This window comes from Aurantibacter sp. UH7, from assembly GCF_056839165.1.
Genome location: NZ_CM166388.1, coordinates 410,758 through 423,924 on the forward strand (window position 1 = coordinate 410,758; position 13,167 = coordinate 423,924).

12 protein-coding genes are annotated in these 13,167 nt (G+C 35.6%); all 12 read right to left on the reverse strand.

The genetic code is table 11. The features are described 5' to 3' along the window. Positions 1–4: 4 nt before the first annotated feature. The 12 genes from UH7x_RS01675 to UH7x_RS01730 all read right to left on the reverse strand — a co-directional run bounded on the left by UH7x_RS01675 (position 5) and on the right by UH7x_RS01730 (position 13,141). Positions 5–2,320, reverse strand: coding sequence for a chondroitinase-B domain-containing protein (locus tag UH7x_RS01675; protein WP_482361994.1), 2,316 nt, complete (start codon positions 2,318–2,320; stop codon positions 5–7). Positions 2,321–2,696: 376 nt separating this feature from the next. Continuing rightward, entirely contained in the window at positions 2,697–4,517 is a 1,821-nt protein-coding gene (locus UH7x_RS01680) for an AMP-dependent synthetase/ligase (protein ID WP_482361995.1), read from the reverse strand. A 76-nt stretch (positions 4,518–4,593) separates the two neighbouring features. After that, positions 4,594–5,058, reverse strand: coding sequence for a MaoC family dehydratase (locus UH7x_RS01685; protein WP_482361996.1), 465 nt, complete (start codon positions 5,056–5,058; stop codon positions 4,594–4,596). A 5-nt stretch (positions 5,059–5,063) separates the two neighbouring features. Beyond that, positions 5,064–5,801, reverse strand: coding sequence for a 3-oxoacyl-ACP reductase FabG (gene fabG, locus UH7x_RS01690; protein ID WP_482361997.1), 738 nt, complete (start codon positions 5,799–5,801; stop codon positions 5,064–5,066). A gap of 80 nt (positions 5,802–5,881) precedes the next feature. Continuing rightward, positions 5,882–6,859 carry an NADPH:quinone oxidoreductase family protein gene (locus UH7x_RS01695; protein WP_482361998.1) on the reverse strand — a complete coding sequence of 326 codons (978 nt, stop codon included), beginning with the start codon at positions 6,857–6,859 and terminating at the stop codon, positions 5,882–5,884. A gap of 68 nt (positions 6,860–6,927) precedes the next feature. Further along, a complete protein-coding gene (locus UH7x_RS01700) occupies positions 6,928–7,929 on the reverse strand; it encodes an NADP-dependent oxidoreductase (RefSeq protein ID WP_482361999.1) in 1,002 nt (333 codons plus the stop codon). 42 nt (positions 7,930–7,971) lie between these two features. Then, the gene (locus UH7x_RS01705) at positions 7,972–8,742 is read right to left on the reverse strand and encodes an enoyl-CoA hydratase/isomerase family protein (protein ID WP_482362000.1); all 771 of its coding nucleotides are present in this window, start codon (positions 8,740–8,742) and stop codon (positions 7,972–7,974) included. A 6-nt stretch (positions 8,743–8,748) separates the two neighbouring features. After that, positions 8,749–9,504: an SDR family NAD(P)-dependent oxidoreductase gene (locus UH7x_RS01710; RefSeq protein ID WP_482362001.1), complete on the reverse strand. Its 756-nt coding sequence runs from the start codon at positions 9,502–9,504 to the stop codon at positions 8,749–8,751. A gap of 147 nt (positions 9,505–9,651) precedes the next feature. Further along, the gene (locus tag UH7x_RS01715; protein ID WP_482362002.1) at positions 9,652–10,035 is read right to left on the reverse strand and encodes a hypothetical protein; all 384 of its coding nucleotides are present in this window, start codon (positions 10,033–10,035) and stop codon (positions 9,652–9,654) included. A gap of 4 nt (positions 10,036–10,039) precedes the next feature. Beyond that, positions 10,040–11,107 carry a phosphotransferase family protein gene (locus UH7x_RS01720; RefSeq protein ID WP_482362003.1) on the reverse strand — a complete coding sequence of 356 codons (1,068 nt, stop codon included), beginning with the start codon at positions 11,105–11,107 and terminating at the stop codon, positions 10,040–10,042. 18 nt (positions 11,108–11,125) lie between these two features. Then, positions 11,126–12,355, reverse strand: a complete 1,230-nt coding sequence (locus UH7x_RS01725; RefSeq protein WP_482362004.1) for an acyl-CoA dehydrogenase family protein — start codon at positions 12,353–12,355, stop codon at positions 11,126–11,128. 12 nt (positions 12,356–12,367) lie between these two features. Beyond that, positions 12,368–13,141, reverse strand: a complete 774-nt coding sequence (locus UH7x_RS01730) for a glucose 1-dehydrogenase (RefSeq protein WP_482362005.1) — start codon at positions 13,139–13,141, stop codon at positions 12,368–12,370. Between the last annotated feature and the right edge of the window lie 26 nt (positions 13,142–13,167).

Genomic DNA, 13,167 nt, shown 5'->3' on the forward strand with positions numbered 1-13,167 from the left:
TCGATTAGTACATTAATTTTAACGGAAGATTTTGCTCAACAACCAATTCACCAGAATTCTCTAACAAATTTTCGTTGTGCGTATTATTCTTTGCTCCCCAGAGTCGTGCGACTTGTTTTACTTTATTATTCTTGAAATTATTATTTGACAAGTTTACATTTATAATACCATAGGTATTAAGCAAGATACCGTTTTCTTCAGCCGCGCCACTATTAATAAAGGTACAATCTTTAACAACGAGGTTCCCTCCTATCGTAGATTCATCATATCCGCCACGATAGTAATCAATAACATTCTTTTTAACTGCGTCAAACAAACAATTTTCAATAAGGATATTTTCAGCATTGTAATCACCTTTGTCATCGTCTTCTCCTGAAAGTTCCAATCCGTTATTACAATTTTTGATTACTGAAGAATCAAATTTTATCAACTCTGAAAATGAAAATTTATATGCTTTAAGAACAAAATCAAAATTCATGATTTCAGAATCCACAACATCTAATTTATAATGATTAGACATGTTTTCCTTTAAGGTAGCGAAAGCATAATTTTCATTATTTCCTGATAACGTTATAGATTTCAATTTAAGTTCACCTTTCGGATTCATCTCAAACGCAGGAGTTCCAACATTTCCTAAATAAGAAATGTTAGATTTATTTGAAAAATCTGCAGACTGTATTGTAAGTTTCTTATTGATTTTCAGTGATGAACTAATTTTATAACTATCCGAAGATAATTCAATGACATCACCATTATCCGCATTATTTATTGCTGTAATTAACTCTTCGGATGTTTTAACCGCATGCGTTTTTGAATCTCCTATAATAGGAGCTGAATCATACCAATCAGGACCATATTGCGACAAGTCCATAATATTAGGTTTAGCTCCTCCTACTCCATTTGTAGCTCCAATCGAATTATTTTTGGCTCTAGAATTACCAAATAAATCACCTGTAATCTGGTCAAATTCGAATCCTTTGTAAACTTCAATACCTGAGAGGTCTGTATTCGGAATCCAAACATTTTCTTCTAATTCAGAAATAGAAAGCTCTTTTTCTATGAGTCCTTCAACGCCTCTAAATCCAATCCCTTGATTATTGATAATGTTGCTTTTAAAATCGATACCCCCAATCGAATCATGACGGACGATAGGCAATTCATCACCTTCTGAATTATGAATTATATTGTTAGCTACTATAGTTCGAATTGGAGTCTCCGAACGTATTTCAGAAGCAGGAAGCACATCTTTTTGGTCTACATTTGATCCTACTCCAAACTGCCATGGTGAAACACAATTTACCCACGTATTATGTGCCACAACTACATCGGTAACTTGAATATATCTATTTATAGCCGGTCGTCGAATTCCGTTCATAACTGCTAGCGGAGCTCTAAAAGTTTCTCCTCGCAAATTGTAGAAATAATTATTTGTAATCCAATGGCCCGTACCTATTAATCTAACCCCACCAACATAAGGAGACTTTTCATCACCTATAAAATAATTTCCATCAACAATACAATAATTACCATGTCTGGTTACCAGAGATCCTTCACTTTTATAGAAAACATTATTTCTAAATTCGTTGAAATTTGTTTTACTAGAAATAACCTCAACCTCGCCATTACATCTTTCAAAAAAGTTATTACTTACTAAAGTGTGACTAGGCACCATAGAAGTACTACTTGTACCTAATTGAATGGTTTCACCACTAGGTCCTCCTTTAGGTGGTCTAGGACCAAAATGATTATTATTAATTTTATGGTAATTCTTAATACTCTGATTACCAGCCAAATTAATTCTAATAGTTGGTCCTCTATTTGTTTTCCCAGTGATATAACAATGATCTAGTTGATTATATCGTCCTTTAAACAAAACCCAAAGATCAGACATATTTCTTTGTGCTTTATTAAAATCTTTTATTACACAATTAGTCACTCTACTATTATTTGCAATAGTATCATTATTGATAAAAAACTGAATAACTGATTCTGAAGGAGATGCTCCATTTGTAAAATAAAGTCCGTCTACAATAAGATAATCACCTCCTAATTTCAGATTTGATTGACCTTGTATAATTACCTCACCTGGTGTTTCTGCTCGTAGTGTTATTGGTTGTTTTTCCGAACCTTTAGCAACGAATCTAATTTGAACATCATTCCAAACTCCGTTTTTTAAAATAATCTCGTCGCCAGGTGTTGCTTCATTAATTGCTTTGTTTAATGCATCAATATTTTCAACTAAAGTTCCTTTTAATTTCGAATTTTCACTACAAGAAAATAATAGTAAAATAGCAACAAGAATAAGTATATTATTTTTCATATGCCCAGCTAATATTATCAAATAAATTGGTTAACCAGTTTGCAATTTAGTAAAATAACGTGTAATTCAATTTTAAATCTTGTCTGCATGAACTATTAAGAAATTTATTAAAGCATTAGATTTTAAAATTCGTGTTAAATATTTTTAAAAAAGGTTAACCAAAACATTATAAATAAAACGTATGAATATAGACAATTAATTGAAAGCATTTCTATCAACAGTTTGCATTCCAAAAAGCTTTACTGATAAGTATATAAGTAGAACAGAATTCATTGAAGCGTTAATATTCCAGTTCCTATAAAATAGTGCTTATGCCCCCAAGTTAATCAAGTTTATTGTATATGAAGTGGTAATTAAATATTAGAAATTGGCAATCTTATTCCGTATAGATGTCTACTATTTCAGCCTTAAACTTTTCACGTATAACCCGACGCTTTAATTTGAGTGTGGGAGTCAATTCCGAATCAGCTCCATCTGCATGTACTGGAAGCCATGGATGCGCAATTAGTTTAAACTTTTTAACCTGCTCGATATGGCTAAATTCAGGATTGTATTTATCGATTATCTTTTGGTAACGCTTTACTACTTTTACATGCTGAATAATTTCACTTAAACTTGACCAAGGAATTTTCTTTTTTGCACAATAGTTTTTTAGTGCTTCCTCTGCAGGAACAATTAGTGCTGAAACAAATTTTTGTTTATCACCAATCACCATCATTTGTTCGACTAAAAACTCTTCACGAATTCTATTTTCAATAGGTGCTGGCGCAACATATTTACCCCCTGAAGTCTTTAATAATTCCTTTTTTCTATCGGTGATTTTCAGAAACTCTCTTCCTCCAGGTCCTGTTATAAGCTTCCCTATATCACCAGTACAAAACCACTTTTTACCGTCAATATCCTTAAATACATTTTTATTTACTTCAGGTTTTTTATAGTAGCCTAGCATTACATTCGGACCGCAGGCTAGTATTTCTCCCTCGTCCTCTTTATACTCCCCTTCAGAATTATCAATAAACAATTCTACATCCTTGATAGCATAACCAACAGTACCCAATAATGTGCCATTTGGCTTTAATGTGTTTGCTGTTAAGGTGGGAGAAGTTTCAGTCAACCCGTATGCTTCTCTGACTCCAATTCCAGCAGCACAAAACACACGTAATACTTTTATAGGACAAGGTGCAGCACCAGTAATTATCATTCGAATATTACCGCCAAGCGCTTCTCTCCATTTACTAAAAATCAACTTGTCTGCTATTTTCCATTTTAATCCTTGACCAAAAGACCTTTTCTGATTAATTTCATAATCATCAGTAAGTTTTAAGGCCCAAAAAAATAATTTTCTTTTTGCACCTTCTAGTGCTAAACCTTTATTATAGATAGCCTCATAGATTTTTTCAAGCAATCTCGGTACGGTGGTAAACAAAACAGGTTTTACAGCTGCTAAATCTCCATCCGGCCCACTCAAATTATCTGTACCGCAAAAATAGACTGAAACTCCTTTGAAATAATAAGAAAATGAAACTGTTCGTTCGTAGATGTGACATAACGGAAGAAAACTTAATGCATTCTCTCCCATATTTATTTCCAAAAGATCAGAAGTTTCAGTTACAATATGCATAATATTGGAGTGTAAAAGCATTACTCCTTTTGGATTTCCAGTAGTTCCAGAGGTGTATATGATTGTTGCTAAATCTTCTCCTTTTATCCTACCCTTTATTTCTTCAAGTTTATCAAAATTTTCATCATTAAAAATCTCCTCCCAAAATGGAACTTTTTCTTGGCGGTCAAGCGTATAAATATTTTTTAGTGTTGTAACATTTAACTGCGTCGCTTTAAGCTTTTCATATAAGTCTCCACCACCACAAAAAGCTGCCTTAACCTCGGCTTCATTTAAAATATATTCATATTCTCCAACACTAATTGTAGGATACAAAGGAATACTAATTAAGCCTGCTATTTGAATTGCAAAATCCAGAATTATCCATTCTGGTCTATTCTTATAAACAACCATTGCTACCTTGTCTCCAGGTTGCAAACCTAGACTTACAAGGCCAGATGCTAAATTCTCAACTTTATCGACCACCTCTTTAGAACTGTAACTTCTCCAATTACCTGTCGAATCACGACCATTTAAAGATTTTTCAAGAGGGAAATTTTCTAGTTGATGGTAAAGAAGGTCGAACAGTCTGGTCATTGGTTTGTTATTTTGATTAAGTTGAAAATTTAAAAAGTACAACAGGTTTCTTTTTAGAAACCAATTTTAATGAGCATCACTCAAACATTAAACTTATAAATTCAGCTGCACAAGCTGGTTTCTCTGAACCTTCAATTTCTACTGTACAGTTCCAAGTGATTTTTACTCCAGTTTCGCCGTAATCTTCAATTTGAGAAATACTTCCAAGAAGTCGAAGGCGACTATCGACTAAAACCGGACTGGGAAAACGGACTTTATTCAAACCATAATTTACCCCCATTTTAGCAGATTTAACCTGAATTAATTCAGCTATCTGTTTAGCCAGTAAGGACACAGACATAAAGCCATGTGCCACAGGTTTTTTAAAGGGGGAATATTTAGTTGCCTTTTCAACATCAACATGAATCCATTGAAAATCTCCTGTTGCTTTTGCAAAATCGTTAATCATTTCTTGAGTGACGGTCAGCCAATCACCATCAGGAAGGGGTTTGCCTTCTAACTTTCTAAAAGCATCAAAATTTTCGAGTTCTAACTTTGCCATAATCTTTATCTTGAAGTTCCTCCATCAATCGTTAAACATATTCCAGATACAAAACGTGCTTCATCCGAAGCCAGATATAAATACCCGTAGGCTATATCAATGGGTTGTGCTACCGTTTTTAAAGGAATACTTTCTTTTATAGTTTCAAAATGTTCTTCAGGAATTTTAGCCACCATATCGGTCATGGTAAAGCCTGGTGCAATCGCGTTTGCTGTAATTCCATATTTGCCTAATTCAAGTGTCCATGTTTTAGCCATGGCAATTACTCCTGCTTTTGTTGCCGCATAATTCGTTTGCCCAAAATTACCTCGTAAACCTACATTAGAAGCCGCACTCACAATTCGACCATATTTATTTTCTTTCATATAAATAGCAGCGGCTTGTGTGCATAAGAAGACACCTTTTAAATTCACCTCAAGAACTGAATCAAATTCAGTCTCACTCATTTTTAAGAGTGTTTTATCTCTAGTAATACCAGCGTTATTAATTAAGATATCTAAACTTCCATGTTTTTCATTAACCTCTGCAAACAATTTTTCTATAGCTGATTTATCGGTAACGGAAACGGAATAAAATTCTGCTTTCCCACCATTGGAATTAATTCCTTCGGCAACCTCTTTTCCTTGCGGTAGGAGGTCTATTATAATAACTGTTGCTCCTTCTTTTGCAAACAATTCAGATATGGCTTTACCTATTCCTCTTGAGCCACCAGTTACTACTGCTACTTTATTTTTTAATCTCATTTTAACACGTTTTTAATTGTTCTTTTCAAAAATGTTGAACGACACTCAATATTACAGCACTCATTATTTTATACCTAGTACTATCCCACATTTACAATCAACTTACCTCTTACTTTTCTATTGGTCATTTCTTCCAATGCTTTTGATGTGTTTTCCAAACTATAAATGGCGTGAATATGTGGTTTCAATTTTCCTTCGGCGTGCCATTTCATTAAGGTCATTGTATTTTCCATATTTGCTTTAGCATTCTTCATTGCAAAAGCTCCCCAAAAAACGCCAACTATTGCAGCTTCTTTTAATAGCGGAAGATTTAATGGTATTTTTGGAATATCGCCTGCAGCAAAACCTACCACCAAATATCTACCGTTTCTAGCTATACCACGAAAAGCTGCTTCTGAATATGCACCTCCTACGGGGTCATAAACTACATTAACACCTTTGCCTTCCGTCAATACCTTAATAGTTGCTTTTAAATCTTGTGTTGTATAATTTATAGTTTCATCGGCACCATACTCTTTGCATAAGGACAGCTTCTCATCTGTTGAAGCAGCAGCAATAACTTTTGCTCCCATTAACTTACCTAATTCTACTGCTGCCAGCCCTACGCCCCCAGATGCTCCCAAAACTAAAAGCGTTTCTCCTTTGATTAATATGCCTCTATCTTTTAATGCATGATAAGAAGTTCCATATGCCATTAAAAATGAAGCTGCTGTTGGAAAATCCATTTCGGGTGGTTTTGGAAAACAGGCATTTGCCGGTACCACAACTTCTTCTGCCAAACCTCCGTGAGCTACAAATCCGAATACTTCCTGACCCACTTTCAAATGCGATACACCCTCTCCTACTTTTTTTACAATACCTGCAACATCACTACCAGGTGTAAAAGGTAATTCTGGTTTAAATTGATACAAACCTTGAATGATAAGGGTATCAGGGAAATTTAGTCCGCACGCTTTCACTGCTACTAAAACTTCCTTAGCTTTTGGTTTTAGATGGTCAACTTCTTCTAGTTTCAAAGAGGAAGGCGGACCGTATTTCTTACATCGTATTGCTTTCATTTTTTCGCTTTGTGCTTACCGCTCTCCGTTTTACGCATTTTCAACTTATACTTTGAAGCGCTTAGCAATTAATCTACCATTACCTTCAACACTAATTTCCCCATTTTATCTCCTGAGAAAAGTCGGTTGTAGGTTTCTGGAAAATTTTCTATTCCCTCGTATACATCTTCACGGCTTTTTAGCTTTCCTTGCGCCATCCATATTCCCAATTGCTCGGCGCCTTCCTTGTATCTATCTGCCCAATCAAAGACTACCATACCTGTCATACTAGCTCTGTTTACCAAAAGTGACAAATAATTGTTTGGTCCTTTTACTGCCTGTTTATTGTTGTATTGTGATATAGCTCCACATATCACAATTCTAGCATGAAGGCGTAATCTACTCAGTGCAGCATCCAAAATCTCACCTCCCACATTATCAAAATAAACGTCTAATCCTTTTGGACATTCGTCTTTCAGACGTTTTTTAATATCCTCATTTTTATAGTCGATACACGCATCAAAACCAAGTTCGTCAACTACATATTTACATTTTTTGGCACCACCGGCAATACCTACTACATGGCATCCTTTTATCTTGGAAATTTGACCAACGATACTTCCTACTGCTCCAGCAGCGCCTGACACCACTACTACATCTCCTTCTTTAATTTTACCTACTTCCATAATTCCGAAAAAAGCTGTCATACCAGGCATTCCTAAAGACCCAATATATGTGGGTAAAGGAGCTAACTTTGGGTCTACAGGGTAAAAACCTTTTCCATCAGTAACCGCATATTGTTGAACGCCGCCGGTGCCGGCAACATACGCTCCTACTTTAAATTTTGAATTTTTAGAGGCCACAACCTCCCCAACAGAACCTGCCCGCATTACCGAACCAATTTCCATTGGTGCTATATATGATCTTGCATCATTCATCCACCCACGCATGGCTGGGTCCAAGGATACATAATGTTGTTTTATCAAGATTTCTCCTTCATTAATTTCAGGAATCGGATTGGTTTCTAATAACCATGTAGAAGCATCAGCTTCCCCTATTGGTCTTTTTACAAATAATAATTGCTTGTTCATGCGTTTGTTTTATATTTTAAATTTCCGCAAGCAGGAAACTTTTTACTTTTTTTTATTCGAAAAACTCGCAACGTATGCTTTCATTTTAGCTCGTATTTCTGGCTTCCACCAAAGCTCAGATGCTTCCTTTAATGAACTTTCCGCATCTAAGTTTAATTTATCCCAGAGGTGCTTTCGCAGTTTTGATTTTGTATTTATTAGAATCTCTTGGTCTGCGCTCATATATATTTTCATTTGCTTCTCTGCACGTTCCAATACATCTTCTAACGGCACCAATTCATCTATTAATCCAGCTGATAATGCTTCTTTTCCTGATAATAATTTTCCTTCTAGAATATACCTGCTCGCTAATCCTGTACCTATCCAAAAAGCATATGCTTCGGTTAGGTTTTGACTTATCTGAATGTTCACCGCAACCTCATTTAATCCAATGACATACTTATCTCCTTCTGCCATATAACGATTATCACTTGCAACTGCCAGTACACATCCACCTGCAGGGGAATGACCCGTAATTGCTGAAATAAATGGTTTTTTAAACTGGACTAATTGAAGATATAGTGCACCGAAAATTTTGAAAAAATGAGTGATTTGCTCTTTATCATATTGATACAATTCAATTAAATCCAATCCAGCAGAAAAGTAATGCGGCTGACCTGTGAGAATAACCCCTTTTACTTCAATATTTTTTTCTAGATCGTGAAAAATATTAGCCAATTCCTTTACCATGTCGGCATTAATCGCATTTACTTTGCCACGGTTCATTTGAACTATGACGTATTCATTTTTATAAGTTATTTCTAATGTCTTCATATTCTTTTATAAGGATGCACCGCCGTCTAAGGTTATCGTTTGCCCTGTAATAAATTTAGAATTCTCGGAAGCCAACCAACAGATTCCCTCCGCAATTTCATTTGCTTCACCAAACCTTCGCATCGGAATATATCTTTTAAGGATATCTTCCATATCCGCTCTTGTGGAAAGTAATTGATCTAAGAGCGCCGAATTTGTATACCCAGGACAAACTGCATTTATTCTAATGTTCTTATGCCCGTATTCTAAAGCGGCAGATTTAGTCATACCCACAACAGCAAACTTACTGGCACTATAAGAAAGATTATTTCCAGATGCCTTTAGACCTGCTAAAGAAGCAACATTTACAATAGTACCATATCCTTGCTTTGTCATTTGCTTCAAGGCCGATTGCATACAATAAAATACTCCGGTTTGATTAACAGCGATTACATTATGCCAATCATCATGGGTATGTTCTGCTGTTTTCTTTTGATTGAACCCACCAATACCCGCATTATTTACAATTATATCTAGCCTTCCATGTTCAGAAACCGTATCGGTAATTAAGCTTTCGACCTCTTTAAATTGTGTAACATCAGTTTTCACAGTAAATGCTGTACCACCTTCTGCATTAATCTCATTGACTACTTTTTGAGCATTTTCTAAATTAATATCCGAAACAATAACAATTGCCCCATGGGTGCCAAAAAGTTTTGCAGTTGCTGCGCCAATGCCACTACCTGCACCTGTAATAATTACTATTTTCTCTTTTAAGTTCATGAAAAAATATTTTATTTTTCGCTTATAGTTCTTAGCTTATAGTTTTTAGCTTTTTTACAGAGCTTGAAGTAACCGTATAGTTTCTTTTACTCTTTACCATTTTTCGTTCTATACTTATTCAACATTTTACTTCGTACCTGCAGTTTTTCAGCTACAATGAATCAACCTAGAATCCTCAAGTGCTTGTTTTCTTAAATGCGCAGGATAGCCTTCTGCTTGTATCATTTCTAAAAAATCAGAAATGCATTTATATTTAATAAGCAAAATTTTATCCCATAGGTCCTCATCTTCAGGGCCTATTAACATGGTATTTTGTTTTCCCATAAATAGTATTTCAGCAGCTGCCCTTGTAAAAAAAGGATTAGCTTTATGCATATATAACTTATAAGATTCAGCACCAGACAAGCCTGTTTCTGGAACTGATTTTTTGAATTTCAATAAGTTAACCATAGTCACCGGAGTATCTTTAGGCAATTTTACAAAAGCCTTAAATTGTTCTTTATTGATTTCAATAAATGCTGGTTTTTTCATAATTCTAGAACAAGTTATCGATTTGATTTTTCTGAATAGCTTGCCATGCCGTCTTGCAACATAGTTCAGTTACCTTATTCAACTGAGCAAATTTGGGATCGCTAGTATGGCCATGCTTATACCGGTAATATATCTGCTGTACAATTACTGCTATTTTAAAAAGTCCGTAAACATAATAGAAGGTTAGGTTATCGATATTTCGTCCACTTTTTAAGGCATATTGCTGTACGATTTCTGTTCTGGACGGATTACCTTCTAGCACCGTTGGTGATTGCAAACCTTGTTTCATAAAATCAGGGTCAGCAGCAGTTGTCCAGTACCCTAAAGAGGTCCCTAAATCCATTAACGGATCTCCCAGTGTACACATTTCCCAATCTAGAATAGCAGTAATTTCTTTCCATGAATCATCTTTAAAAACCACATTGTCATACTTAAAATCGTTATGGATTAAAGTATGGTCGTACTCTTTCGGTTGGTTTTCTTTCATCCAAGTAATAACCTTTTCAGCCGTAGGAACATCATCAGTTGCAGCAGCCAAATATTGCTTACCCCAATTGGTAACTTGTCGTTCAACATACCCTGCTGGTCTGCCTAAATTTTCTAATCCTGCAGCCTTGTAATCCACATTGTGAAATTCCACAAAAGCAGCTAACCACGTATTAGAAATAGTTTTGAATTCTGATGGAGAAACATTTCTTTTACGCGCTTCTTTTGCCGTTAAAATTTCACCAGTAACCTTACTCATGATATAAAATGGAGCACCAATAATATCAACATCTTCGGTATAGGCAAAAGCTTTTGGTGTTTTATCAAACACCTTATTTAAATTATGAATTACTGTATATTCCCTTCCCATATCATGACCTCTTTTTGGAGCTGCAAATGGAGGGCGTCGTAATACATACTCCTTATCTTCTATGTTTAAAAGGTATGTGAGATTTGAAAAACCATTGGAGAATTGATTAACCTGCAATTCACTTTTGGCATTAGTAATCAGGTTATGCTCAAGCAAAAATTTCTTGAGTTTAATTTCGTCTAATTCCTCACCTTCTCGGACTGGTTTTAAATTCATTTTTTCTGTTATCTTTTCCTAGTATTTATAACTTTCCTTCGTGTATTTTTTAATAACATTCTTACCCAATTGACTCATATGCACCTCATCAGGACCATCAGCTAATCTGAGCATTCTAGCAGCAGCAAAAAAATGTGCTAATGGTACATCGCTACTCACTCCTAATCCGCCCAAAATTTGCATTGCCCTATCTACCACCCTTAATGTCATATTAGGCGTAACTATTTTAATCATAGCTATTAAATCTTTGGCTTCTTTATTTCCTAACTTATCCATTTTATCGGCTGCGGAAAGTACTAGTAATCTTGCTTGTTCTATCTCACAAGCTGAATTTGCAATATCTTGACGAACACTACTGTAGGTATCTAAAGTTCTCCCAAAAGGTTTACGTTGTATTGTACGTTGTGCCATAATTTCTAACGAACGCTGTGCCATACCAATTAAACGCATACAATGATGTATTCTACCCGGTCCTAATCTTCCTTGGGCTATTGCAAAGCCCTGCCCCTCACCTACCAGTAAATTTTCTTTAGGAACACGAACATTATCCAATAAAATTTCAGCATGACCCTCTGGTGAATCATTATATCCGAAAACAGATAACGGTCTGATCACTTTTAAACCCGGTGTATCCATTGGCACCAAAATCATACTTTGCTGTACATGTCTAGGAGCAATAAAATCAGTTTTCCCCATAACTATGGCTATCTTACAATTGGGGTCCATTGCACCAGATGACCACCATTTACGACCTTTGATTACATACGCATCACCTTGCGCTACTATTGATGTTTCAATATTAGTTGCATCTGATGAGGCTACATCTGGCTCTGTCATTAAAAATGCAGAACGAATGTCACCATTCATCAATGGTTTTAGCCATTTTTCTTGCTGTTCTGGAGTACCATATTTTGACAGCACCTCCATATTACCAGTATCTGGCGCGCTGCAATTAAATACTTCTGAAGACCATAACATGCGTCCCATAATTTCTGCCAATGGAGCATATTCCATATTAGTAAGTCCCGGACTTAAATCTCCATAAGCTTTCGGAAGAAAAAGATTCCATAATCCTGCATCCTTTGCTTTTTGTTTTAAACCTTCTAAACCAGGCCACTTTATCCATGCATTAGCAGGGTCTTTATGAAATGCCGCTACTTCTTTTTCAACAGGAACTAAATTCTTAGCCACAAATTGCTTTAGTTTTTCCTGAAGATCTTTTGATTTTTCTGAGTATTCGAAGTTCATATTTCTGTTCTTTTATCCCGAAATTAAATATCCGCCATCTGCAGCATATACGCCACCGGTCATATAGCTACCTGCATCAGATGCCAAAAGCATTACCACGCCAGCCATTTCATCGGGTTCAGCCATTCTTTTTAAGGGAACGGTTTGATTATAGGAAGAAACCAATTTTTCATTGGACCAAAGGCTTTCACTAAACTTTGTTTTAATAAGTCCCGGGCAAACTACGTTAGAACGAATTCCGTATTTACCCCATTCCTTAGCTTGATTTTTTGTAAGCATTATCAATGCTGATTTTGTCATACTATATAATCCTAATCGAAAACCGGGGTGTATGCCTTCCACCGAAGAAATATTTATTATACTTCCACTTCCATTTGATTTCATATAGGGTTGTACTAAATTGGAAAGCAACCAAGGGGCTTTCACATTTACATTCATTATTTTATCAAAAACTTCTTCCCCTGAGGTTTCCAAAGGACCATAAAAAGGATTGATAGCAGCATTGTTAACGAGAATATCTATTCGTCTATATTTTTCAATCGTTTTTGCCACCAGTGCTTCTCGCTGGACTTTGTCGCCAATATGACACGCAATTCCTATAGCTTCTAATCCAGCTTTATTAAATTCTTCAGCAATTGTATCCACTGCATCTTGCTTTCGACTGCTAATAACTAATTTAGCGCCATTTTCCGCCAAACCTCTTGCAATAGACAGACCTATTCCTTTGCTAGAACCGGTTACGATAGCTACTTTTCCGGTGAGGTCAAATTTTTGTTTTATACTCATATTGATCGTCTATTAAATGTTATTTA

Coding starts and splice junctions, on each gene's coding strand:
- UH7x_RS01695 (WP_482361998.1), bottom strand. CDS start 6,859: ATGAAAGCAATACGATGTAAGAAATACGGTCCGCCTTCCTCTTTGAAA.
- UH7x_RS01715 (WP_482362002.1), bottom strand. CDS start 10,035: ATGAAAAAACCAGCATTTATTGAAATCAATAAAGAACAATTTAAGGCT.
- UH7x_RS01720 (WP_482362003.1), bottom strand. CDS start 11,107: ATGAATTTAAAACCAGTCCGAGAAGGTGAGGAATTAGACGAAATTAAA.
- UH7x_RS01685 (WP_482361996.1), bottom strand. CDS start 5,058: ATGGCAAAGTTAGAACTCGAAAATTTTGATGCTTTTAGAAAGTTAGAA.
- UH7x_RS01730 (WP_482362005.1), bottom strand. CDS start 13,141: ATGAGTATAAAACAAAAATTTGACCTCACCGGAAAAGTAGCTATCGTA.
- UH7x_RS01700 (WP_482361999.1), bottom strand. CDS start 7,929: ATGAACAAGCAATTATTATTTGTAAAAAGACCAATAGGGGAAGCTGAT.
- UH7x_RS01705 (WP_482362000.1), bottom strand. CDS start 8,742: ATGAAGACATTAGAAATAACTTATAAAAATGAATACGTCATAGTTCAA.
- UH7x_RS01725 (WP_482362004.1), bottom strand. CDS start 12,355: ATGAACTTCGAATACTCAGAAAAATCAAAAGATCTTCAGGAAAAACTA.
- UH7x_RS01675 (WP_482361994.1), bottom strand. CDS start 2,320: ATGAAAAATAATATACTTATTCTTGTTGCTATTTTACTATTATTTTCT.
- fabG (WP_482361997.1), bottom strand. CDS start 5,801: ATGAGATTAAAAAATAAAGTAGCAGTAGTAACTGGTGGCTCAAGAGGA.
- UH7x_RS01710 (WP_482362001.1), bottom strand. CDS start 9,504: ATGAACTTAAAAGAGAAAATAGTAATTATTACAGGTGCAGGTAGTGGC.
- UH7x_RS01680 (WP_482361995.1), bottom strand. CDS start 4,517: ATGACCAGACTGTTCGACCTTCTTTACCATCAACTAGAAAATTTCCCT.